This window comes from Pseudomonas sp. B2M1-30 (assembly GCF_025447575.1).
Classification (GTDB): Bacteria; Pseudomonadota; Gammaproteobacteria; order Pseudomonadales; family Pseudomonadaceae; genus Aquipseudomonas; species Aquipseudomonas botevensis.
In genome coordinates this window covers 22937-45786 of the sequence record NZ_JAOEJT010000005.1, presented here as the reverse complement: position 1 = coordinate 45786, position 22850 = coordinate 22937, and the positions used below count along the sequence as shown (strand labels likewise).

21 protein-coding genes are annotated in these 22850 nt (G+C 61.0%); 8 read left to right on the top strand and 13 right to left on the bottom strand.

Annotated features, from left to right (window positions below; genetic code table 11):
- Positions 1 to 65 precede the first annotated feature (65 nt).
- Complete coding sequence (locus N8H74_RS12055; RefSeq protein WP_262147785.1) at positions 66 to 1064, top strand: AraC family transcriptional regulator; 999 nt, start codon at positions 66 to 68, stop codon at positions 1062 to 1064.
- Between the two features lie 87 nt (positions 1065 to 1151).
- On the opposite strand, the gene N8H74_RS12050 is transcribed toward N8H74_RS12055, so the two are convergent.
- From N8H74_RS12050 to N8H74_RS12040, 3 genes are all read right to left on the bottom strand, one after another.
- The gene (locus N8H74_RS12050; RefSeq protein WP_217834353.1) at positions 1152 to 2498 is read right to left on the bottom strand and encodes an ATP-binding protein; all 1347 of its coding nucleotides are present in this window, start codon (positions 2496 to 2498) and stop codon (positions 1152 to 1154) included.
- Positions 2495 to 3172, bottom strand: a complete 678-nt coding sequence (locus N8H74_RS12045; protein ID WP_007957754.1) for a response regulator transcription factor — start codon at positions 3170 to 3172, stop codon at positions 2495 to 2497. The genes N8H74_RS12050 and N8H74_RS12045 overlap by 4 nt, the downstream gene beginning before the upstream one ends.
- A 157-nt stretch (positions 3173 to 3329) precedes the next feature.
- The gene (locus N8H74_RS12040) at positions 3330 to 3935 is read right to left on the bottom strand and encodes a porin family protein (RefSeq protein WP_217834354.1); all 606 of its coding nucleotides are present in this window, start codon (positions 3933 to 3935) and stop codon (positions 3330 to 3332) included.
- Positions 3936 to 4075: 140 nt separating this feature from the next.
- Here N8H74_RS12040 and N8H74_RS12035 point away from each other — a divergent pair, with 140 nt between their 5' ends.
- Positions 4076 to 4867 carry a dienelactone hydrolase family protein gene (locus tag N8H74_RS12035; RefSeq protein ID WP_262147782.1) on the top strand — a complete coding sequence of 264 codons (792 nt, stop codon included), beginning with the start codon at positions 4076 to 4078 and terminating at the stop codon, positions 4865 to 4867.
- A 110-nt stretch (positions 4868 to 4977) separates the two neighbouring features.
- Positions 4978 to 5703, top strand: a complete 726-nt coding sequence (locus tag N8H74_RS12030; RefSeq protein WP_262147780.1) for a 4'-phosphopantetheinyl transferase superfamily protein — start codon at positions 4978 to 4980, stop codon at positions 5701 to 5703.
- 3 nt (positions 5704 to 5706) lie between these two features.
- Here N8H74_RS12030 and N8H74_RS12025 read toward each other — a convergent pair whose 3' ends face one another.
- Positions 5707 to 7317 carry an ATP-binding protein gene (locus N8H74_RS12025; RefSeq protein ID WP_262147778.1) on the bottom strand — a complete coding sequence of 537 codons (1611 nt, stop codon included), beginning with the start codon at positions 7315 to 7317 and terminating at the stop codon, positions 5707 to 5709.
- Positions 7314 to 8036, bottom strand: coding sequence for a response regulator (locus N8H74_RS12020; protein WP_217834358.1), 723 nt, complete (start codon positions 8034 to 8036; stop codon positions 7314 to 7316). Before N8H74_RS12020 ends, N8H74_RS12025 begins: the two co-directional genes overlap by 4 nt.
- Positions 8037 to 8771: 735 nt before the next feature.
- Between N8H74_RS12020 and N8H74_RS12015 the strand changes: the two genes are divergently transcribed.
- Positions 8772 to 11666, top strand: a complete 2895-nt coding sequence (locus N8H74_RS12015) for a ribonucleoside-diphosphate reductase subunit alpha (RefSeq protein ID WP_217834359.1) — start codon at positions 8772 to 8774, stop codon at positions 11664 to 11666.
- A 710-nt stretch (positions 11667 to 12376) separates the two neighbouring features.
- Here N8H74_RS12015 and flgE read toward each other — a convergent pair.
- From flgE to N8H74_RS11985, 6 genes are all read right to left on the bottom strand, one after another.
- Entirely contained in the window at positions 12377 to 13699 is a 1323-nt protein-coding gene (gene flgE, locus N8H74_RS12010; protein ID WP_217834773.1) for a flagellar hook protein FlgE, read from the bottom strand.
- 30 nt (positions 13700 to 13729) lie between these two features.
- On the bottom strand, positions 13730 to 14455 hold the full coding sequence (gene flgD, locus N8H74_RS12005; protein WP_217834774.1) for a flagellar hook assembly protein FlgD: 726 nt from the start codon (positions 14453 to 14455) through the stop codon (positions 13730 to 13732).
- 15 nt (positions 14456 to 14470) lie between these two features.
- Positions 14471 to 14914: a flagellar basal body rod protein FlgC gene (gene flgC / locus N8H74_RS12000; protein ID WP_065258841.1), complete on the bottom strand. Its 444-nt coding sequence runs from the start codon at positions 14912 to 14914 to the stop codon at positions 14471 to 14473.
- A gap of 3 nt (positions 14915 to 14917) precedes the next feature.
- A complete protein-coding gene (gene flgB / locus N8H74_RS11995; RefSeq protein ID WP_217834775.1) occupies positions 14918 to 15325 on the bottom strand; it encodes a flagellar basal body rod protein FlgB in 408 nt (135 codons plus the stop codon).
- A gap of 231 nt (positions 15326 to 15556) precedes the next feature.
- Positions 15557 to 16384, bottom strand: coding sequence for a protein-glutamate O-methyltransferase CheR (cheR, locus tag N8H74_RS11990; RefSeq protein WP_217834776.1), 828 nt, complete (start codon positions 16382 to 16384; stop codon positions 15557 to 15559).
- 47 nt (positions 16385 to 16431) lie between these two features.
- Complete coding sequence (locus N8H74_RS11985; RefSeq protein WP_217834777.1) at positions 16432 to 17364, bottom strand: chemotaxis protein CheV; 933 nt, start codon at positions 17362 to 17364, stop codon at positions 16432 to 16434.
- An 81-nt stretch (positions 17365 to 17445) separates the two neighbouring features.
- On the opposite strand from N8H74_RS11985, the gene flgA reads away from it, so the two are divergent.
- The 4 genes from flgA to N8H74_RS11965 all read left to right on the top strand — a co-directional run bounded on the left by flgA (position 17446) and on the right by N8H74_RS11965 (position 20065).
- A complete protein-coding gene (gene flgA, locus N8H74_RS11980) occupies positions 17446 to 18207 on the top strand; it encodes a flagellar basal body P-ring formation chaperone FlgA (protein WP_262147769.1) in 762 nt (253 codons plus the stop codon).
- 173 nt (positions 18208 to 18380) lie between these two features.
- On the top strand, positions 18381 to 18707 hold the full coding sequence (gene flgM / locus N8H74_RS11975; protein WP_217834779.1) for a flagellar biosynthesis anti-sigma factor FlgM: 327 nt from the start codon (positions 18381 to 18383) through the stop codon (positions 18705 to 18707).
- 48 nt (positions 18708 to 18755) lie between these two features.
- Positions 18756 to 19223 carry a flagellar protein FlgN gene (locus N8H74_RS11970; protein WP_217834780.1) on the top strand — a complete coding sequence of 156 codons (468 nt, stop codon included), beginning with the start codon at positions 18756 to 18758 and terminating at the stop codon, positions 19221 to 19223.
- Between the two features lie 95 nt (positions 19224 to 19318).
- Positions 19319 to 20065, top strand: coding sequence for a flagellar brake protein (locus tag N8H74_RS11965; protein ID WP_217834781.1), 747 nt, complete (start codon positions 19319 to 19321; stop codon positions 20063 to 20065).
- A gap of 66 nt (positions 20066 to 20131) precedes the next feature.
- On the opposite strand, the gene N8H74_RS11960 is transcribed toward N8H74_RS11965, so the two are convergent.
- Together N8H74_RS11960 and N8H74_RS11955 are read right to left on the bottom strand one after the other, a co-directional pair.
- Positions 20132 to 21499, bottom strand: a complete 1368-nt coding sequence (locus N8H74_RS11960) for an MFS transporter (protein WP_262147765.1) — start codon at positions 21497 to 21499, stop codon at positions 20132 to 20134.
- A 69-nt stretch (positions 21500 to 21568) separates the two neighbouring features.
- Positions 21569 to 22810, bottom strand: coding sequence for a glutamine synthetase family protein (locus N8H74_RS11955; RefSeq protein WP_217834788.1), 1242 nt, complete (start codon positions 22808 to 22810; stop codon positions 21569 to 21571).
- Between the last annotated feature and the right edge of the window lie 40 nt (positions 22811 to 22850).

The window sequence follows — 22850 nt, the reverse complement described above, 5'->3', positions numbered from 1 at the left end:
ATCCGCCTTGTTGCATTCTTCAGCCGCCAGCTACCATCCGCCGCCAGAAGAAGGATTTGCCGCTTATGCGCGAACGCACCATTGCCAGTCATTTCGCCCGTGCCGCCCTCGGTGGCGCCCGGCGCAAAGGTTTCGATCATTCGGGCCTGCTGTCGCAACTGGGTATCAGCCCGGAATTGCTCGACGAACCGCGCGCACGGATCACCCCGGAACAGTTCACCCAACTGATCCAGGGCCTGTGGCTGGCGCTGGACGACGAGTACCTGGGCTTCGGCGACGCGCCGAGCAAACCCGGCTGCTTTGCCATGATGTGCCACGCCATCATTCACTGCCGCAATCTGGAAAAGGCTCTGCAACGCGGCTTATTGTTTTATAGCCTATTCCCCGAGGCCCCGCGCCTGACCCTCAGCCGCGAAGACGAATGGGTGCGCCTGAGCCTCGATGATTCGCAATTGTGGGATCCGGATCACTTTCTTACCGAGAGCCTGCTGGTGATCTGGCACCGCCTGGGCAGTTGGCTGATCGGCCAGCGGATTCGCCTGGAGCAGGCGACCTTCAGTTACCCGCGCCCGGAGCACGGTGCCGAATACGATCTGTTGTTCCCCTGTCCGCTGGCGTTTTCCACGGCGCACAGCAGCCTGCTGTTCCACAGTCGCTATCTGTCGATGCCGCTGTTGCAGGACGAACGCACCCTCAAGCATTTCCTCGAACGCTCCCCGGCCGACCTGCTGTCGCGTCCGGACGATGGCGACAGCCTGAGCAGCCGCCTGCGCCGTTTGCTCAGTCGCGACAGCGCGCGCTGGCCGGACCTGGAATCAGTGGCGGCGCACCTGCACATCAGCCCGCAAACGCTGCGCCGGCATCTGCGGGAGGAAGGCACCAGTTTTCAGGAATTGAAGGATCAGTTGCGGCGCGATATCGCGATTTATCACCTGGGGCGGGCGGATCTGTCGTTGCAACAGATTGCCGAGCAACTGGGGTTTTCCGAACCCTCGGCGTTTCACCGGGCGTTCAAGAAATGGACGGGGCTGACACCGGGGGCTTATCGGGCGCAGGAGATGTAAGACTGCTCAAGATCAAAGGCCCCTCACCCTGGCCCTCCCGAAACGTCGGACCGCCCGGAGGGAGAGGACTGGGGTGAGGGCCGTTTTTCACACCGCCGGAAAATGAATCCTGAACGCTGCCCCGCCCATCGGCGAATCCCCCAGCGTCAATTTCGCGCTGTAGCTCTCGATGATGTCCTTGACCACCGCCAGGCCAATCCCCTGCCCCGGATGCTGGCGATCCAGACGCTCACCCCGCTCAAGAATCCGCGCACGCTGATCCGGTGGCACGCCCGGCCCGTCATCCTCGACGCACAACTCGACCCCGGCGAGACTTTCGCGCACGCTGATGCGCACTTCGCCAAGGCACAGGCGATAGGCGTTTTCCAGCAGGTTGCCCATCATCTCCAGCAAGGCCCCCTGCTCGATCGGCACATAACAATGCTCCGGCAGATCGAATGCCACGCGCACATGCTTGTCGCGGTAGACCTTGTCCAGGGTGTCGCACAGGCTTTTCAACACCGGTTGCAGGCGCACCTGATGGCGGACCAGACCGCTTTTGCGCAGGCTGGCACGCTGTAGCTGGTAGCTGATCTGCTGGCTCATGCGTTCGATCTGGGTTTGCAGCACCCAGGCCTGATCGCGGTCCTCGGGACGCTGGGCCATGTCTTCGCTGACCCCTTGCAGCACCGCCAGCGGGGTCTTCAGGCTGTGAGCCAGATCGTCGAGAGAGTCGCGGTAGCGACTGCGCTGCTGACGTTCGCTTTGCAGCAGGCGGTTGAGCGAGCCGGTCAGGCGCAACAGTTCGCGCGGATGCTGTTCACTGAGACTTTCGAGGGTGCCGCTTTCGATTTCGTCGAGTTCCTGACTGAGCCGGCGTAGCGCCTTGAGACCCCAGGTCAGGCCGATCCACAGCAATGCGAGCAGCACCAGCAGCGCGGCGCCGAAGCCCAGGTAGAGGTTTTCCCGCAGGCCTTCGAGGGTGGTTTCGTACTCGCGCACCGGTTGCAGGGCGACGATGCTGAACGCCGCACTCTTGCCGCCGAGCAGCTTGACCTCGACGTCATAGACGAAGAATTCCTGGCCGCTGGCCTCGCGGATCCGCGCGAACTCGTTGCCCATCCCGTCGTAACGCGGCTTGTAGTTGATCTGCTCTTCCTGGGTCGCTTTCGAGCGCCAGACCAGGTGACCTTCGCGGTCATAGATGTAGCCGAGCAGGCGGAAGTCGGCGAGGTTGAAGCGCTCGTCCGGCAACTGCGTCGGCATCACCAGCCGACCGTTATCGATGCGCGCGGCAGAGATCAGCGTGGTGACGTCCGAGGCCAGCCGCTGTTCGATCGAGTCCTGCAACGCCAGACTGAACGCACCCTGCATCGCCGGAAGCAAGGCGAGCATGAACAACACCGCCAACGTGGTGGCGGCGAGCATCAGACGGACGCGAAGGGAGCGGATCAAGTGCAGCGCTCATTGAACAGGTAGCCGAGGCCGCGCACGGTGTCGATCGGCTTGAACCCGGCCGGACCTTCGAGCTTGCGGCGCAGGCGGCCGACCAGCACTTCAATCACGTTCGGATCGCGCTCGTCGTCATCCGGATACAGCTGCTCCATCAGACGATCCTTGGGCACCACCTGCTGATGGTGGCGCATCAGGTATTCGAGGATCCGGTATTCGTAGGCGGTCAGCGCCAGCGGCTGTTCATCGAGGGTCGCCTGCTTGCGGTTGAGGTCGAGCAACAAAGGGCCGGCCACGATGGTCGACTGGGTGAAACCGCTGGAGCGGCGCAGCAAGGCATTGAGCCGCGCTTCGAGTTCTTCGAACTGGAACGGCTTGACCACGTAATCGTCAGCACCGGCGGCCAGGCCTTCGACCTTGTCCTGCCAGTTGCCGCGCGCGGTGAGGATCAGGATCGGGAACGTCTTGCCGCCCGAGCGCAACTGACGAATCAGGTCGAGCCCGCCCATGCCCGGCAGGCCGAGGTCGATCACCGCCAGGTCAAAGTTGAACTGCCCGGTCTGGTACAGCGCTTCTTCGGCATTGGCCACGGACTCGACCACATGGCCGCTCTCCGTCAGGCGGGTTTGCAGGTGATGGCGCAACAACGCTTCGTCTTCGACGACCAACAGCTTCATGACACTCTCCCGGACAAATCAAAATCCTCAACAACACATCCGTGGAAACGGACTTGCCCGCGAAGGCGCTGACCAGTCGATGAGGTTGTCGACTGATCGATCGCTTTCACGAGCAAGCCCGCTCCCGCAGGTCTTACGTGGCCCACATTTGCTTCGCTTAGAAACTGTAGTTGGCCGACAGGTACGTCTGGGCGCTGCTGTCCAGATCCAGCGAGCCCTGCTTGCTGCCGCCGCGCTCGCTCATCTCGGTGCTGGCGTTGCTGCGCAGGTAACGGTAACCCAGTTCCACCGAGGTGTTCTGCGAGACTTGCTGCAACACACCGAACTGGCCGCCGATCGCGTAACCGATGTCGCTGTCATGGCTGAAGCCCGGCGAAGTCTGGCTCAGCTTGGTCAGACCGGCCGTGGCGCCACCGAACAATTTAGTGCTGCCGCCCACCGGGTAGAACAGATCGTAGCTGCCCAGCAGGTTTTCCTGGCGCAGTTTAATGCCATTGTGCGAGCCGGACACATTGTCGTAGGTGGCGTAGTAGCGACCCTGGCTGTTCTGCTGACCGACGCGCACGCCGTAGGTGTTGTTGCCGTCGATCACCGCACCGGCGTCAGGGTGGCCCAGATTATCGTTCAGCGGATTGGATTTTTTCACCTTGTCACTGGTCTGGCCGAAACTCAATCCGGCGAAGTTGGACGAGGTGTCGGCGTGGGCGGCGAGGCTTGCGCCCATCATGGTGAAAGCCAGCAGCAGCTTGTTCAAACGAGTCATTGAGTCTTCCTCAGTTGTGCTCTTCGGGTATGGCGCAAGGTTACTGAGCCCCCCCTGTACCTCCCCTGAACGCTCTCTGAACCTGAGCTGAATCAAATGAACTAGGCTGTTTTGACTATTTATTGTCAGGAGAACCGATCATGCGCCTGTTCCTCGCCCTCACCCTGCTGTTCGCCGGCAGCCTCGCCCAGGCGGCGATCAAGACCCAGGAAATCCCTTACCAGAGCGCCGACGGCACCCGGCTCATCGGCTACTACGCCTACGACGACGCGATCAAAGGCGCGCGCCCCGGCATCGTGGTGGTTCACGAATGGTGGGGGTTGAACGATTACGCCAAGCGTCGCGCCCGCGATCTCGCCGCACTCGGCTACAGCGCCCTGGCCATCGACATGTACGGCGAGGGCAAGAACACCGAGCATCCGCAGGATGCGATGGCGTTCATGCAAGCGGCCACCCAAAATGCGGACGCCGCCAGCAAGCGCTTTCAGGCCGGACTGGACCTGCTGAAGAAACAACCGCAGACCGACACTGGCAAACTGGCCGCCATCGGTTATTGCTTCGGCGGTGGCGTGGTACTGAACGCGGCGCGTCAGGGTGAGCCGCTGGCCGGCGTGGTGAGTTTCCATGGCGCGCTGGCGACCAAGACGCCTGCGACACCTGGCAGCGTGAAAGCAAAAATCCTCGTCGAGCACGGCGCCCTGGACAGCATGGTCACCCCGGACAACGTTGCCGCGTTCAAGGCAGAAATGGACAAGGCGGGCGCCGACTACACGTTCGTCAGTCTCGACGGCGCCAAGCACGGTTTCAGCAATCCTGACGCCGACCGCCTGAGCCACGGCGAACATGGCGGGCCGGACATCGGCTACAACAAGGCCGCCGATGAAAAATCCTGGGCGGACATGCAGGCGTTCTTCAAGAAGCTCTTTGGCTGAGCCTCGACGCTGATCGCTCCCACGAGCGCGCAGGAGCGCGCAGGAGCGCGCAGGAGCGATCAGCGTCTGCGCACTATCCAGCCTGACGGCAACCCGGCAAAATGCCCGACATGAACGCCAGCCCTCTCCTCCCCGCCTGCTGCACCCCACTCGATGCCCACTGGCCCTTGCCGACGGTATTGCCCGACACGGTGTTGCTGAGCACCCACTTCGATCCGTCGCAATTGCTGGGCGATGACTTTCGCCGCAGCGCCATCGAGCCGCCGCCGAGCATCCAGCGCTCGGTGGCCAAGCGGCAGGCAGAGTTTCTCGCCGGACGCCTCTGCGCCAGAGCCGCGCTGCAACAACTGGACGGCTCCTTCGTGGTGCCGGCGATCGGTGAGGATCGCGCGCCGATCTGGCCGGCGCACATCAGCGGTTCGATCACCCACAGCACCGGGCGCGCGGCGGCGATTGTCGCCCACAAGCAACACTGGCGTGGCCTGGGCATGGACCTGGAAAACCTGCTCAACCCGGAGCGGGCCGAGCGCCTGGCCGGGGAAATTCTGACCCCGCCGGAAATGCAGCGCATGGCGGCCGGCTCGCGGGATCAACTGGCGTTGCTGGTGACCCTGACGTTTTCGGTGAAGGAAAGCCTGTTCAAGGCGCTGTATCCGATCGTGCAGCAGCGCTTCTACTTCGAGCATGCCGAAGTGCTGGAGTGGAATGAACAAGGTGAAGTGCGGCTGCGGTTGCTGATGGACCTGTCCAGCGAGTGGCGCAACGGCACGGAGCTGGAGGCGCAGTTCGCGGTGCAGGATGGGCAGTTGTTGAGCCTGGTCAGCATCAGGGCCTGAAGCTCAGCGCCGCTCCTGATTCCTCGGCCAGCTCAGGCTGAAACACGCCCCGCCCAGGCTTTTGCTCTTGCCGATCAGTGCGCGGCCGTCGTGCCAATAGATGATCCGCCGCACGATCGACAAGCCCAACCCGTGCCCCCCGGAGGCCCGTGTCCGGCTGTCATCCAGGCGCAGGAACGGCGTGAAGATCTTCTCCCATGCCGACTCCGGCACACCGGGGCCGTCGTCCTCGACATCGACCCGACAGCGCATCTGCCCGACCTGATAACTGACCGTGACCTTCGACGCCGCGTGACGCATGGCGTTGCTCACCAGATTCTGCAAGGCGCGGTGCAGGTAGCGCGGCTCAGCCTCGACCCAGGCGTCATCGCAATCGGCCGCCGACAGACACAGGCCGCGCTGCACGGTAATCCCCGCCCGCAACGGCGCCAGTTCCTCGATCACCTGATTGATCAGCGCATCGAGGTCGATGCGCTGGAACGTCAGCGCCGGCGAGCCCTGCTCCAGCCGCGCATAGGTGAGCATTTCGTCCACCAGCTTATCGAGGTCCTCGATGTCGTGATCCATGCCTTCGCGGTACTTCTCCAGCGCTTGCGGGGTAGTGGCCGAGCCGATCATTTCCAGACCGAAACGCAGACGCGCCACCGGCGTGCGCAACTCGTGGGACACCGCGCGCACCAGTTCGCGCTGGATCGCCAGCAATTGCTGCAAGTGCTCGGCCATGCGATTGAATGCCGCCGCCAGCTTGCCCACCGAGTCGGCGCCCCGGGCCGGCACGCGGGTTTCCAGACTGCCTCGGGCAATCCGGGTGGCCGCCGCTTCGAGGCCCCGCAAGCGCCGCTCGAGCTGACGCACCAACAGGTAAACGATCAGGCCGATCAGCGTCAGCCCCAATGCGGCGATCAGCACCAGCCATTCCGGCGGATACGGATTCATCTGATACAACGGACCGATTTCCAGCACCCAGGGCGTGCCGACCATCCCGGCGAACACACGGATCGAATCGCCGCCCTTGCCCAGCGCCATCACCGTATCGCCTTCGGAGACACGCCGGCTCTGGTCTTCGTCCATATCGGCTTCGTCGACCGTGACCAGGCGCAAATCGAAACCGAACCCCTTCTCTTCCTTTAGTTGCGCCAGACGCCTGGGTTGCTCGCTCACGGGAACCCGCACCAGTTCATCGGCCAACAGATAAATCGTCGCCCGGGCCAGTTGCTCACTGATCTGCTGCACCTCGCCGGTCAGCACCAGTTGCTCCTTGTCACTGACCAGCCGATAGACCTTGGCCGCATGCGGGCCGGTCTGTTCCACCAGCGCTTGTCCGCGCTGCACGCGAGTACGCTGGGTGAGGTCGAGATCGGTTTCGGCGAAGGTTTTCAGCGCCAGCGGAATGCCGAGCAGACGTTCCCACAGCAGCAAGGCGCGATGGCGCTCGGTTTCGTTGAGACCTTGCAGATTGTCGGCCATCAGCGAGAACGTGCCGTGGGCCAGGCGTTCGCGGTATTGCTCGCTGCGCACCTGATTGAGCAGGTTCAGCGCCAGTGCGCCGAGCAACGCCACCAGGATCAGCGCGGCGCACATGCCGCCGTAGATACGCAGGAAAATCGAGTTCACAACGGCAGAACCACGCAGGCTTCAGGGACGAACAGATAGCCTTTGCTGCGGATGGTCTTGATCAGGCGTGGATGGTCGGGGTCATCGCCAATCTTGGGGCGGATGCGCGAGATACGCACGTCGATCGAACGATCCTGGCCGTCGTAGCCGATGCCGCGCAACGCGGTGAAGATTTCTTCCCGGGACAGGATGCGCCCGGCATTGGACACCAATAGCCACAGCAGATCGAATTCGGCGCTGGTCAGCTCGATGCCGTTGTCGCTCAGCCAGGCCTCGCGCAGGGCGTTGTCCACCACCAGCGGGCCGAATTGCAGGCGACGCGGATTGCCGGGAGCCGGCTCGCTGGCATCGCTGCGCCGCAACAACGCCTGGATGCGCGCCAGCAACAGGCGTGGACGCACCGGCTTGCACACGTAGTCATCGGCACCAAGGTCGAGGCCGAGAATCTGGTCAGCGTCGTCAGTGCGTGCGGTGAGCATCAGGATCGGCCCGTCGTAGCGGTCGCGCACCTTGCGGCAGATGCTCAGGCCATCTTCGCCGGGGAGCATCAGGTCGAGGATCACCAGATCGGGTTGTTCCTTGATGATCCGCGCCGCCGCCAGCGCGCCGTTGCCTTCGATCTCCACGCGCAATCCATTGGCTTGCAGGTATTCGCGGGTCAGATCGGCCAGACGCTGGTCGTCCTCGACTATCAATACCTGCCAGGCTTCTTGCTCCACGGATGACCTCTGCTTGCCGATGTTACGAATATAGGAAGGATCCTCCCGTCTTTTTGTCATGTTTGAGGAGGATAAAGATGCCTGCGCATGGGCCGATTGTATAAACGGCGTACCGCGAGAACACAAGTCGGTAAATGCGTCTGGACAAGGTGGTTTTATGTGATAGGGTTCGCGCCCTTGAAAAACCGCTGAAGCGTTTTTCCGAACGAAAAAACAGTGACAAACGGTCTAGCTCAGCAGGTTCGCGGCCTACACGCGAATTCGCCATTTCGCACACAATTTACGCACAGGGTTATCCACAGGTAGTACGTTGCAATCCCTCCCCAAAACGCATTATCTTGTAGCCCGCGTCAAAAAAAACCCTACATGTAGGGGTCGACGTTAAAAAACCAAACACAAACCGGACAGTGAATTCAAGGCTTTTTATTGCCATTGTCGGGTTGAACCAAACGTATTTTACGAAGCCCAAACCGCGCCTGCGGATGGCTACCGTTTTTCAGTCGACCACGACGAAAACGGTACGGGTGTTGCAGTCCGGAACTGCCCCCGAACGGAATGCGGTTTCGCGCGTATCGCGCGAACCGAAGACTTCGGCATGGAAGCGGCGCCCACAAGGCCCCCTTCCTGAACTGTCCCGAAGTCGTTACCCGGCCCCGTGCCGGTCGTAGTGCTTCAGGACGGAACGGTGGGCACCTTCATGGTGCCCAAACAAACATAGAGAACGTGGAGACACCCATGCAAACCGACACAACTCGCGAGAACCCGCAGGGCACCTTGCCGCAGGCCGCCGATTCGAATTCGGATCTGGCCGCTACCGCGCCTGGCCAACTGCGTGTGATCAAGCGTAATGGCACTGTCGTTCCTTACACCGATGACAAGATCACCGTCGCTATCACCAAAGCGTTTCTCGCAGTTGAGGGCGGCACCGCTGCCGCTTCGTCGCGAATCCACGACACCGTTGCCCGCCTGACCGAACAGGTCACCGCGACCTTCAAGCGTCGCATGCCTTCGGGCGGCACCATCCACATCGAAGAAATCCAGGACCAGGTCGAACTGGCCCTGATGCGTGCCGGCGAGCAGAAAGTGGCGCGTGACTACGTGATCTACCGCGACGCCCGCTCCAAGGAACGCGCCACCCGCACCACCACCGATGCACCGGTTCAGGCGCACCCGTCGATCCGCATCACCCGTGCCGACGGTAGCCTGGCGCCGCTGGACATGGGCCGCCTGAACACCATCGTCACCGAGGCCTGCGAAGGTCTGGAAGAAGTCGACGGCGACCTGATCCAGCGCGAAACCCTGAAGAACCTGTACGACGGCGTGGCCCTGAACGACGTCAACACCGCCCTGGTAATGACCGCCCGTACTCTGGTCGAGCGTGAGCCGAACTACTCGTTCGTCACCGCCCGCCTGCTGATGGACACCCTGCGTGCCGAAGGCCTGGGCTTCCTCGGCGTGGCCGAAAGCGCCACTCACCACGAGATGGCCGACCTGTACGCCAAGGCGCTGCCGGCCTACATCGCCAAAGGTATCGAGTTCGAACTGCTGAACCCTGTGCTGGCCGACTTCGACCTGGAAAAACTGGGCAAGGCGATCAACCACGAGCGCGACCAACAGTTCACCTACCTGGGCCTGCAAACCCTGTACGACCGTTACTTCATCCACAAGGATGGCGTGCGTTTCGAACTGCCGCAGATCTTCTTCATGCGCGTAGCCATGGGCCTGGCGATCGAAGAGAAGCAGAAGGAAGAACGCGCGATCGAGTTCTACAACCTGCTGTCGTCCTTCGACTACATGGCCTCGACCCCGACCCTGTTCAACGCCGGCACTCTGCGTCCACAGCTGTCGAGCTGCTACCTGACCACCGTGCCGGATGACCTGTCGGGCATCTACCACGCGATCCACGACAACGCCATGCTGTCGAAATTCGCCGGCGGCCTGGGCAACGACTGGACTCCGGTACGTGCGCTGGGTTCGTACATCAAGGGCACCAACGGCAAGTCGCAAGGCGTGGTTCCGTTCCTGAAAGTGGTGAACGACACCGCCGTCGCCGTCAACCAGGGTGGCAAGCGCAAAGGCGCTGTGTGTGCCTACCTGGAAACCTGGCACATGGACATCGAAGAGTTCATCGAGCTGCGCAAGAACACCGGTGATGACCGTCGTCGTACCCACGACATGAACACCGCCAACTGGATCCCTGACCTGTTCATGAAGCGCGTCTTCGATGACGGCAAGTGGACCCTGTTCTCGCCGTCCGAAGTGCCTGATCTGCACGACCTGACCGGCAAGGCCTTCGAAGAGCGCTACGAGTACTACGAAGCCCTGACCGAGTACCCAGGCAAGGTCAAACTGTTCAAGACCATCCAGGCCAAAGACCTGTGGCGCAAGATGCTGTCCATGCTGTTCGAAACCGGCCACCCATGGCTGACGTTCAAAGACCCGTGCAACCTGCGCAGCCCGCAGCAGCACGTCGGCGTGGTTCACAGCTCGAACCTGTGCACCGAGATCACCCTGAACACCAACAAGGACGAGATCGCGGTCTGCAACCTGGGCTCGATCAACCTGCCGAACCACATCGTCGACGGCAAGCTGGACACCGCCAAGCTGCAACGCACCGTGAACACCGCCGTGCGCATGCTCGACAACGTGATCGACATCAACTACTACTCGGTGCCGCAAGCGAAGAACTCCAACTTCAAGCACCGTCCGGTCGGCCTGGGCATCATGGGCTTCCAGGACGCGCTGTACCTGCAGCACATCCCTTACGGTTCCGACGCTGCCGTCGAGTTCGCCGACAAGTCGATGGAAGCGGTCAGCTTCTACGCGATCCAGGCGTCCTGCGACCTGGCCGACGAGCGTGGCGCATACGACACGTTCCAGGGTTCGCTGTGGTCCAAGGGCATCCTGCCACTGGATTCGCAACAGATCCTGATCGAGGCTCGCGGCGCCAAGTACATCGACGTGAACCTGGAAGAAACCCTGGACTGGGCACCGGTTCGCGCCCGTGTGCAGAAAGGCATTCGTAACTCCAACATCATGGCCATCGCACCGACCGCGACCATCGCCAACATCACCGGCGTATCGCAGTCGATCGAACCGACCTACCAGAACCTGTACGTGAAATCGAACCTGTCGGGCGAATTCACCGTGATCAACCCGTACCTGGTTCGCGACCTCAAGGCTCGCGGTCTGTGGGACTCGGTCATGATCAACGACCTGAAGTACTACGACGGTTCGGTTCAGCAGATCGAGCGCATCCCGCAAGAACTCAAGGAGCTCTACGCGACTGCATTCGAAGTGGACACCAAGTGGATCGTTGACGCGGCCAGCCGTCGTCAGAAGTGGATCGACCAGGCCCAGTCGCTGAACCTGTACATCGCTGGCGCATCGGGCAAGAAACTCGACGTGACCTACCGCATGGCCTGGTACCGTGGTCTGAAAACCACTTACTACCTCCGTGCCCTGGCCGCGACCAGCACCGAGAAATCGACCATCAACACCGGCAAGCTGAACGCTGTTTCCGCTGGCGGCAACCATGGCGACGACTCCGTACTGGCCGCCCCTGCAGGCCCGGCTCCAGTGCCAAAGGCTTGCGCGATCGACGAGCCGGATTGCGAAGCTTGTCAATAAGCTGAGCGACCTCAGGCGTTGCGAAACGCCTGAATGAAAAACCCCCGACAGACTTCTGGTTTGTCGGGGGTTTTCTTTTGCCGGGGGAAAACCACAACTGAAAAGCCCCTCATCCCAGCGCTCCCGAAACGTCGGACCGCGCGGAGGGAAAAGGGGCTGATCGGGGTGGCCACACAGATTGGTACACCTGCCACAACCCGGTCGGCTGTCAGGCCGCCTTCGTGGGCAAGCCCACTCCCACATTAGAAAAGCAAAAAGCAGCTCGGATAGTCCGCACCCGCCTCTCACCACTCAACACGATGAGCGTTAGCTCGAGTACCGCTTTTGATCTTGCCGTGCCGGCCCCTTCGGCAGGCTGAGTGGAGGGATTCATCCGGGGGTAGGCGCGCAGCGCCGTTCGACGAAGTCGAACACATCGAGAGGAGGTGCAGCGAAGCAAACCGTAGGCGATGCCCCCGGATGAATCCCGTAACGAAGGAACCCCGAGCCACAGCGAGGAGCCGTACGCCGGGGCCCAGACCTTTGCTTCCTTTGGGGCGTTTGCCAAAGGGAGTCGCCGTAAGGGCGAAACCGCCATCAGCAACCCCCAAAACAACGGATATTCCCCCCAAACCCCAAGAACCTGGTCGGCCCAAAGGCCGCCAAGACCAAAAAGCGCAACCACAAAAAAGCCCCTCAAAAGAGGGGCTCTTGCAAAACTCAACCAGACATCAAGTCATCTGAATGATGGTCTGCATGATAGTGCTCTGAGTCGAAATGGTCTTGGCGTTCGCCTGATAGTTGCTCTGGCCCTTGATCAGGTCCACCAGCTCATTGGTCAGGTTGACGTTCGACTCTTCCAGCGAGTTGGAAACCACCGAACCCAGCGTGCCGGTTTCCGGCGCATCGTAGCCCGGGATACCCGAAGCGAAGGTTTCTTTCCAGGAGGTGCCGCCGATAGGCTGCAGGCCTTGCTCGTTGGTGAAGCTGGCCAGTGCGACCTGGCCGATGGCCTTGCTCTCGTTGTTGCTGAAGTTGGCGAACAGCGTACCGGTGCCGTCGATGGTCAGGTTGGTGATCTGGCCGGTGGCGTAACCATCCTGGGTCGGAATCGAACGGGCGGTATCAGCGTTGAACTGAGTGGTCTTGGCCATGGAGATCGTAATCCCGGCCGGGTTCGCGGCAGCGCCGTTAGCCGTCCAGACACCGTTGGTGACAGTACCAGGCACCCAGCCAGTGAACTTCAAGTCGCTGCTGATGACCGGACCGGAAGCACTCGGGGTGCTGACCTGAGTCAACTTGCCTGCGGTGTCAAAAGTCAGCGTCGAAGCGACCGGAGGGGTAGCCGCAGCGGTTGGATCACTGCCATCCGGGTTGCGACCATCGACCAGGGTGTAAACCTTCCAGGTGTTGGAACCGGTTTTCACCATGTACTGATCCATGCTGTGCTGGTTGCCCTGGCTGTCGTAGATCGGCGTGCTGAACGACTTGGTGTAGGTTTCAGTCTTGGACGGGTCGAATTTGCCGGCCGCGACGGTGTCATCGATCACCGCAGCCGTCGAGTTCAGGTTGATGGTCGAACCCACCAGCGAGGTGGACTTCGGCGCCAGGTTCGAGGTGTCGATTTTCAGGTCGGTCAACACACCGTTGATGATCTTGCCGTTGGCATCCACACCGTAGCCTTGCAGGCGCGAGGTGTAATCGGTGTTGGTGATGAAGCCATCTTTATCGACCTTGAACGTACCGGCACGGGTGTAGGACACCGAACCGTTGTTGCTCAGGGTGAAGAAGCCCGAACCGTTAATCCCCATGTCCAGCACGTTGCCGGTGTTGTTGATGTCACCCTGGGTGAACTGCTGGGAAACGTTCGCCAGGCGCACGCCGTTGCCGATGACCTTGCTGCCGCTGCCCAGACGGGTCGCCGAGTAGACGTCTTCGAATTCGGTGCGCGAGGATTTGAAACCGGCGGTCGCGACGTTGGCGATGTTGTTGCCGGTCACGTCCAGTTGTTTGTTGGCTGCATAGAGACCGCTAAGGCCGATATTGAAAGACATATTCCACTCCTTTGTGCCGGTTGGTCGGCTCTATATACCAATGGTTTGTACTTTGGACAGGGCAACGGTGCCCTTGCCGGACAGGTTGAGCATCAGCTCGCCACCGGTCTGGCTGATGGTCACGCTGTTGACCGTGGCCGGCAGATAGGTCGCCATATCCGTCGAGGTGCCGTTGATCGAGGCGTTGGCCTTGACGGTGTAAGTACCGGTCTTGACCAGATTGCCGTCCTTGTCCTTGCCGTCCCAGGTGAAGCTCGCACTGCCGGCAGCGCGGCTGCCCAGGTCGATGGTACGAATGACGGCGCCGGTGCTGTCGCTGATCGAAACGGTTCCGCCGGCAATCGACGACGGCACGGTGACCGAACCGGTCATGCCTTTGCTCGGATCGTCCAGCTGAACGGTGTTGGTCTGCACGATCACGTTGCGACCCACCAGCGACGAGGCCTGCAGCGCCTGCGACGAGTTGTAGTTGCCCGCCAGCGAGCTGACCGTGCTGTTGAGCGTGGTGATGCCTTCCAGGCTGCTGAACTGCGCCAGTTGGGCAACGAATGCGCTGTTGTCCTGCGGATCGAGCGGGTTCTGGTTTTTCAGTTGGGTCACCAGCAGTTGCAGGAACGCGTCCTTGCCCAGGGCCTGGCCGCCGGTCGAGCTGTTGGTGGCCGACGCAATGCCATCGCTGGTCGAACCGGTCTTTTTCGACGAGTTCGCCAGGATATCGGTCATGCTCAGGCTGCTGGTGGTATCAGTAACACTCATGGCAGTCGCCCCTTATCACTGACCGAGGGTCAGTACCTTCTGCATCATGGTTTTGGCGGTGTTCATCATTTCGGCGTTGGTCTGGAACGACCGGCTCGCGGAGATCATGTCAGCCATTTCTTCGACCACATTGACGTTCGGGTAGTAGACATAACCCTTGGCGTCGGCCGCCGGATGATTGGGCTCGTAACGCGCTTCGAGGTTGCTCTGGTCTTCGACCACGCCGAGCACCTGCACGCCCTGGCCTGCGGCGTCCTGATTCTGGAACAGCGAGTCGCTGCCGCCGCTCTGGCCGCCCTGGAACATGGTGGCGAATACCGGGTGACGGGCGCGGTAGGTCTGGTCGATGCTCGACGAAACGGTCTCGGCGTTGGCGATGTTCGACGCCACGGTGTTCAGACGGGTGTTCTGGGCGCTCATGCCGCTGCCGGCAATGTTGAAAACGCTGGACAGGGACATGGATTACTCTCCGCGCAGGGCTGACACCAGCCCTTTGAATTTGCTGTTGAGCAGGGTGAAGCTGGCCTGGAAGCCGACGGCGTTTTCTGCGTAGTTCGCCTGCTCCAGTTGAGCGTCAACGGTGTTCTGGTCGATCGAAGGCTGCATCGGCGTGCGATACATCAGCGACTCATCGCCATTGCCCAGGCCTTCAGCTTCGATGTGGCGGCTGTTGGTCATGTTCAGGGCAATCGTGCCGTTGTTGTTCTTCTGGCTCTGTGCTTCGAGCACTTTGGAGAAGTCCAGGTCCCGAGCCTTGTAGTTCGGGGTATCGGCGTTGGTGATGTTGTTGGCCAGGACTTCGGCACGCTGGGCGCGGAAGCCCAGGGCTTTTTCGTGAATGCCGAGCGCTTTATCGAAGCTGATGCTCATGTCGGGAACCTTCAGGTGACCGGAGTTTTTCGTAACAGGGCTATAGCAAGCGGCGTGCCAATTCAAAAAATCCCCGGATTGCGGGGCTTTGCCGCAAGTCGGCAACGCGGCAATGCCAGAAAAGCGGCAACCGGCTTCCGCTCAATGCCGCTTTTCTGCCGCCAATGAGCGGCAGGCATAAAAAAACGGGAGTCCCTGAGGACTCCCGTTTTTTTGTGTTGCCGCGATCAGTCACTTCGCCTGGTAGATGATCCCAGGGCTGCACTGGACCATCTGGTAATGGTCCGGCAAACCGTTCAGCGCTTCGGAAGCGCCGAGGAACAGATAACCACCCGGCTTCAGCGTGCTGTGGATGCGCAACAGGATGTCTTTCTTCACCTCGGCGGAGAAGTAGATCAGCACGTTGCGGCAGAACACGATGTCAAACTTGCCGAGGCTGGCGTAGCTGTCGAGCAGGTTGAACGAGCGGAATTCCACGCGGCTGCGGATCGGCGCCTTGACCACCCAGCGCCCCGGCCCTTTCGGGTCGAAGTAACGCTGCAAACGATCGGCCGACAAACCACGGCCAATCGCCAGGCTGTCGTACTCGCCGGTCTTGCAGTTGGTCAGCATGCTGCCCGACAGATCGGTGGCAACGATCTGCACGCCCATCTTCAACTGACCGAGGTTGGTCCGTTCGAACTCATCGATCGCCATCGACATCGAATAGGGTTCCTGACCCGATGAGCAGGCCGCCGACCAGATCCGCAGACGCTGGTTGGGGCTGGCCTTGATCGCTTCGGGCAGGACCTTGTTCTTCAAGACTTCAAACGGATAGGTGTCGCGAAACCACAGGGTTTCGTTGGTCGTCATGGCATCGACCACCTGCTCGCGCAAACCGCTGCGCGGCTGGGTCTGGATGCGCTGGACCAGCTCACCCAGCGACTTGATGCCCTGCTGCTCCATCAGTTTGTTGAGACGGCTCGACACCAGGTACTGCTTGTTTTCACCGAGCAAAATGCCACAGGCCTTTTCCAGGAAGACCCGGAACTGTTCGAAATCCAAATTACCCGTAGACAAATGATGCCGCCTCTTAAATCGTGTTGACCGCCAGGGACGAAAGGTCCCTAGCTGATATCTGCTGCTTTGATCCGGTCGACTACCCGGGATGCCAGGTCATCAGGACGGAATTTGGCCAGGAAGTCATCGGCACCGACTTTCTTGACCATCGCCTGGTTGAACACACCCGACAACGAAGTATGCAGGATGATATGAAGCTTTTGCATGCGAGGATCGCTGCGGATCTCGGCCGTCAGGGTGTACCCGTCCATCTCCGGCATCTCGATGTCGGAAATCATCATCAGGAACTCTTCTTCCGGCTTCTTGCCCTCGTCGACCAGTTTGCGCAGGTAATCCAGCGCTTGCCGGCCGTCGTTCAGCGCCACCACTTCGACACCCACCGTCTGCAGGCAACGCGTCACCTGCTTGCGCGCCACCGACGAGTCATCGACCGTCAGCACCCGCAATGACAATGCCTTGCTCTGGGTCTCGACATCCACCACGCCGACCGAAATCGCTTCCGGCGTCGGCGCGACTTCCGCCAGCACCTTCTCGACGTCGATGATTTCGACTAACTGATTGTCCACCCGAGTCACAGCGGTCAGGTAGTGGTCGCGCCCGGTGCCCTTGGGCGGCGGATGGATCTCTTCCCAGTTCATGTTGACGATGCGTTCCACCGAGCGCACCAGGAAACCCTGGGTCTTGGTGTTGTATTCCGTGATGATCACGAACGGATTGTTCTTGTCTTTCAAAGCACCGGAGCCGGTCGCCATTGCCAGATCAAGGATCGGAATGGTCGCCCCCCGGATATTCGCCACCCCGCACACGACAGGACTGGACTTGGGCATCAACGTCAGTTGCGGGCATTGCAGCACTTCCCGAACCTTGAACACGTTGATCCCGTAGAGCTGCTGGCCGTCGAGACGGAACAACAGCAGCTCCAGGCGATTCTGCCCTACCAGTTGCGTGCGCTGGTTCACCGAATCCATTACACCAGCCATGCCCAGACTCCTACCCAACGCCAAGTGTTGTTGCGACGCACATTCATTGCTAAACGGCACGGCGCTTGCTTTTTAACTCGTATGAACACTCAAACGACATTTTTCCGACGCCTGACATCCCCAGCCCGCAGATGGCTTTGCGCGGTGTCGGCCGTTTGCATTTTCTACCCGGGCAGCCCTGCCGTTGCTGATGCGGTTACCTTGCCTGACATGCTTATCGGCGTCACTCAGGGCTTTCTTGAATTCACCGTAGAAGACTATCTGGCTACCAGTCAAACGGAAGGTCGCTATGAAATCGAGGTGAACCAACTCGATCCACGCATGCGCATGCCTATGTGCGACAAGGAATTGACAGCGACCCTGGAGAGTCCGGCACGTCCTCTGGGCCGGGTGACGGTCAAGGTCAGATGCGACGGCGCCTCGCCCTGGACGGTGTTCGTGCCCGCTCAAGTCCGGCTGTTTCGCGAGATTGTGACGACCACTCGTCCGCTCAAGCGCGCCGGCATCATCGAGCCTCAGGACGTGACCTTGCGTGAACGCGACGTCAGCCAGATCAATCAGGGATTCCTGACGTCGGTGGATCAGGCGATCGGACAAAAATTGACCCGACCAACGGTCGCCGACCAGGTGATTACCCTGGTGCATCTGGAACAGGCGGAAGTCGTGCGCAAGGGCGATCAGGTGGTCATCACCGCGCGCAGCGGCACACTGGCCGTGCGGATGCCGGGAGAAGCCCTTGCCAACGGCGGTTTGAAGGAACAGATTCGCGTGAAAAACCTTAACTCCCAACGGGTCATCAAGGCGCAAGTCACCGCGCCGGGCCAGGTGGAAGTGGCTATGTGAACGACGTGGACAGAGGCCCTGCAGAAAACTGGCGCCGGCCTGCGTCGTTCCCTAAACTGTGGCTCATCTGCAGCGAGCGCTGACGCGCGCAAGCTCATTGATAAATGAGCCTAAAGTTTTATCGGGTATGGCCGAAAACATGGCAAGCGTCCAAATACCCAGAGGTTTTTATCATGGTCATCGATTTCAGCCGTTTGAACAGCTCCTCGTCACTTACGGGCAGTACACGTACCAGCACGCCTAAGGAAACCGCCGAAACCGGCACTTCCGCGCCGCTGAATACCCCGGCCGAACAGGCCAGTGCCGCAAAAAGCGGGGAATCGGTACACCTCAGCAATGAGGCTCAACAGTTGCAGAAGGTCACTGACAAGCTGCGCGATCAGCCTGCCGTCGACAAAGCCCGCGTGGCCGAGTTGAAAGCAGCGATTGCCGATGGCAGCTATAAAGTCGACAGCAACCGTGTAGCCAGCAAACTGCTCAACTTCGAAGCCCAGCGCTAGGCCCCGGTCTGCGCCAGGCTTTTGGACGCTTAAAACCCAAGGCCAGCCATGCACGACACTACTTTATTGCAACTGATCACCGACGATTTTGCTCCAGCTCAACAACTGCTGGAGTTGCTGCAAGTCGAATCCCTCGCCTTGCACGGTCGTGACATGCCGCAACTCGAAGACATCCTGGCACGCAAACAGGCGCTGATCATTCAGTTGGAGCAGCGCGGCCGCAAACGCAGCGAAGTCCTCGCCAGCCTCAACCTGCCGATCAATCGTCAGGGCCTGGAGCAACTGGCCAGCCAGTCGAGCATCGGCGACCAGTTGCTGGCCCAGAGCGACGTGCTCACCGACCTGATTGCCCAGTGCCAGGCGGCCAACGTCAAGAACGGCCAGTCGATCGTGATTCAGCAGGCTGCGACGGCCAATCAGCTGAAAATCCTCACCGGCGGCGAGCCTCCTGCGCTCTACGATGCCAGTGGCACCTTCTCCAAACTGCAGAAACCGCGCGCGCTCAGCCAGGCGTGATTGTTTCTTCTATGCTTGCGCCCTATCAACGCATGAAACATGCTGGCAAAATACTGGCCAGCCGTAGTCAAATTTTGTCTGGAGATTGATTCAACGTGTCCAACGTCCTCAGCGCGGATGATGCTCCGCAGCCACCAAAGGTGCTTACCACACCTCTGGAAATCTCCAGCAACCTGCGCCAGTTGCAAGAAAGCCACGACCCGCTGGTCATCACCTTCCACGAACGCAGCCAGCGCTTTCAGAGCTATCTGATCAAAGTGGATCGTGACACCGCCACCATCGCCCTGGATGAAATGATCCCGCGCGACGGCGAGCGCTTCCTGCTCGCGGGCGAACCGTTCAAGGTTGAAGGCTTCCATGACGGCGTGCGTATCGCCTGGGAATGCACGGGCACGCTGAACATCGAAGAAACCACCGGCGACCGCTTCTACACCGGCGAACTGCCGACCGAAGTGGTTTACCACCAGCGCCGCAATGCCTTCCGCGCCGCGCTGAAGCTGACCGATCTGGTCAACGTCGAACTGGGCGGCGAAAAACTCAAGGCGCCGATTGGCGGCAAGCTGCTGGATATTTCCGCCACCGGCTGCAAACTGCGCTTCGAAGGTGACATCACCGGCCGCCTGCAACTGGGTCAGGTCTACGATCGCCTGATCGCCCCGCCGCTGTTCGGCAATCAACCGACATCGGTCGAACTGCGTTACCTGCACTTCGAAGAAAAACTCAACATCACCTTCGCCGGCCTGCGCTTCCACAACATCAGCGGCCAGGCCGCACGCAACGTCGAACGCTTCGTTTATCAGTTGCAGCGCGAGGCACGTCGCTTCGATAAAGACGACTTCTGATCGCCGCGCCATAAAAAAACGGGCAGTCACTTGCGGTGACTGCCCGTTTTTTATGCCCGGTGCTTTTCAGGGAAAAGGCCTGGCGTCACTGATGTCAGGTGCCGGTTTGTCTTTGTCAGCTTCAACCTCAGGCTCCACCGACGGCTCCGGCTCAGGTGCCGGTTCAGTCACCGTGGTCTGCATCTGCTCCTGCACCACCTGCTCGTCGACCCGAGGATCGAGCGCCGCCACCAGCGGCGAACTGGACATGCTGTCCGGCATCGCCACGTGATGCAATGGCGCATCATCGACCTGATGCAGATTGGTCACGGCTTTCGGCCGGATTCGCCACACCAGCACCAGCGCGAAAAAGGTGAAGAACGCATACAGGCTCTGACTGCCGAACAGCTTCATCAGAACGCCAGCGGCCAGCGGCCCGATACTTGCGCCGACGCCGTAAGTCACCAGCAGCATCGCCGTCAGCGATACCCGCCGATCACCCTCGACATGGTCGTTGGAGAACGCCACCGCCAGCGGATACAGGCAGAACTGCACCAGCGAACACAGGAAGCCGACACCAAACAGCACCTCCAGCGGCACCTTCGGCAGAATCGCCAACGGCAACGCCGCCACGGCCAGAATCCCGGCAAAGCTGCGAATCAGCACCGCCCGATCATAGCGGTCGGACAACCAGCCCAACGGCCACTGCACCAGCAACCCGGCAAAAATGCAGGTTCCCATGAACAGACCGACCTGCTCGGTGGACAGCCCCTGCTGCGAGGCATACAACGGCGCCAGACCGTAGAACGAACCGATGATCAGACCCGCGCCCAGCACCGTACTCAACGACTGCGGCACCCGCTTGATGAAAAACCGCGGCTCCATCGGCGCCGGATGCAGCGGTGCCGGGTGAATCCGCCGGGTCAGCGCCACCGGCACCAGACACAACGCGAAGCACAGCGCGACCAGCATCAGCAGCTCCAGGCCCAGACCCGGGTGCATGACCAGAATCAATTGACCCAGCACCAGCCCCAGATACGAAGCGATCATGTAGCCGCTGAACACCATGCCGCGCTGGTTGGCGTCAGCCTGCTCGTTGAGCCAGCTCTCGATCACCATGTACTGGCACATCATGCCGAGGCCGACGATGGTCCGCAGCACCAGCCATGCCGGCAGCCAGTCCACCAGACCATGACCGAGCACCGCCGCGCCGACGATCCCGGCACAGGCCGAATAGGCGCGGATGTGCCCGACCCGGGCGATCAGCCGATGGCCGATCTTGCCGCCCAGCACCAGGCCGAAATAGTTGGCCGCCATCAACGCACCGACCCACAGTCCGTCGACGTGATCGGCCGCCAGGCGCAATGCCAGATAAGTGCTCAACAGGCCCGAGCCGATCAACATCATCAGCGAGGCGAAATACAACGCTCGAAAGGATTTCCAGATCTTGTGCATCAGCGCTCCGAGCGGCTCCTTGCAATCAGTATCGGGCTACCGCAACGATAGCCCGACGGCAACGGTTCGTCAGGCCTGGGCGGCTAGAACACGACGCTCCCAGGGAGTGATTTCGTCAAAGAAACTGGTCAGTTCCATGGTTTTCGAAGCGATGTAGCCTTCGATGAACTCGGCGCCGAACAGTTCCTTGGCCAACGGGCTGCGCTTCAGACGCTCGATCGCCGCGTGCAAGGTACACGGCAACGAAAGGTTGTCCGGCACGTCGAACTCGCCCTGGATCGGCTCGCTCGGCTCCAGTTGATGCTCGATGCCGTACAGGCCGGCCGCAAGGCTCGCGGCAATCGCCAGATACGGGTTGGCATCGGCGCCCGGCAAGCGGTTCTCGACCCGACGCGCGACCGGCGAACTGGCCGGAATGCGCAGCCCCGCCGCCCGGTTGTCGTGGGACCAGCACGCGTTGTTCGGCGACGCGAACGGATGACACAGGCGCTGGTAGGAGTTGACGTTCGGCGCAAACAACGCGGTGAAGTCCGCCATGCCCGCCTGCTGCCCGCCGATGAAATGGCGGAACATCGCAGTCGGTTGACCGTGCGCATCGTTGAATACGTTCTTGCCACTGCCGATTTCGACGATGCTCTGGTGGATGTGCATCGAACTGCCCGGCGTGTGCGCCAGCGGCTTGGCCATGCACACCACGGTCAGGCCATGCTTGAGCGCGACCTCCTTGAGCAGGTGCTTGAACAGAAAGGTCTGGTCGGCCAGCAACAGCGGATCACCGTGCAGCAGGTTGATCTCGAACTGGCTGACGCCCATTTCGTGCATGAAGGTGTCGCGCGGCAGGCCCAGGGCCGCCATGCATTTATAGACTTCACTGAAGAACGGCCGCAGCCCGCTATTGGAACTGACGCTGAATGCCGAGTGACCGTCCTCGCGGCGACCGTCGCGGCCCACTGGCGGCTGGAACGGCTGGGTCGGATCGGTGTTCGGGGCGAAGACAAAGAATTCCAGCTCGGTCGCCACCACCGGCGCCAGGCCTCGGGCGGCGTAGCGGGCGATGACTTTCTTGAGCTGACCGCGTGTCGACAGGTTCGAGCTTTCGCCGGTCAGTTCGTCGGCGTCACAGATCGCCAGGGCGCGTGGCTCGTCGGCCCAGGGCAGCGGATGAATCTGCGCAGGATCGGCCACCAGTGCCAGATCGCCGTCATCGCTGCCGTAGAATTTCGCGGCAGGATAGCCGCCCATGATGCATTGCAGCAGCACCCCCCGGGCCAACTGCAAACGCCGACCTTCGAGGAAACCCTCGGCGGTCATCACCTTGCCCCGTGGCACGCCGTTCAAATCCGGCGTGACA

Coding starts and splice junctions, on each gene's coding strand:
- N8H74_RS11985 (WP_217834777.1), bottom strand. CDS start 17,364: ATGGCTGGTGTAATGGATTCGGTGAACCAGCGCACGCAACTGGTAGGG.
- flgD (WP_217834774.1), bottom strand. CDS start 14,455: ATGAGTGTTACTGATACCACCAGCAGCCTGAGCATGACCGATATCCTG.
- N8H74_RS11970 (WP_217834780.1), top strand. CDS start 18,756: ATGCACGACACTACTTTATTGCAACTGATCACCGACGATTTTGCTCCA.
- N8H74_RS12030 (WP_262147780.1), top strand. CDS start 4,978: ATGAACGCCAGCCCTCTCCTCCCCGCCTGCTGCACCCCACTCGATGCC.
- N8H74_RS12015 (WP_217834359.1), top strand. CDS start 8,772: ATGCAAACCGACACAACTCGCGAGAACCCGCAGGGCACCTTGCCGCAG.
- flgA (WP_262147769.1), top strand. CDS start 17,446: ATGAACACTCAAACGACATTTTTCCGACGCCTGACATCCCCAGCCCGC.
- flgC (WP_065258841.1), bottom strand. CDS start 14,914: ATGTCCCTGTCCAGCGTTTTCAACATTGCCGGCAGCGGCATGAGCGCC.
- N8H74_RS11955 (WP_217834788.1), bottom strand. CDS start 22,810: ATGACCGCCGAGGGTTTCCTCGAAGGTCGGCGTTTGCAGTTGGCCCGG.
- N8H74_RS12055 (WP_262147785.1), top strand. CDS start 66: ATGCGCGAACGCACCATTGCCAGTCATTTCGCCCGTGCCGCCCTCGGT.
- flgE (WP_217834773.1), bottom strand. CDS start 13,699: ATGTCTTTCAATATCGGCCTTAGCGGTCTCTATGCAGCCAACAAACAA.
- flgM (WP_217834779.1), top strand. CDS start 18,381: ATGGTCATCGATTTCAGCCGTTTGAACAGCTCCTCGTCACTTACGGGC.
- N8H74_RS12035 (WP_262147782.1), top strand. CDS start 4,076: ATGCGCCTGTTCCTCGCCCTCACCCTGCTGTTCGCCGGCAGCCTCGCC.
- N8H74_RS11960 (WP_262147765.1), bottom strand. CDS start 21,499: ATGCACAAGATCTGGAAATCCTTTCGAGCGTTGTATTTCGCCTCGCTG.
- N8H74_RS12045 (WP_007957754.1), bottom strand. CDS start 3,172: ATGAAGCTGTTGGTCGTCGAAGACGAAGCGTTGTTGCGCCATCACCTG.
- flgB (WP_217834775.1), bottom strand. CDS start 15,325: ATGAGCATCAGCTTCGATAAAGCGCTCGGCATTCACGAAAAAGCCCTG.
- N8H74_RS12040 (WP_217834354.1), bottom strand. CDS start 3,935: ATGACTCGTTTGAACAAGCTGCTGCTGGCTTTCACCATGATGGGCGCA.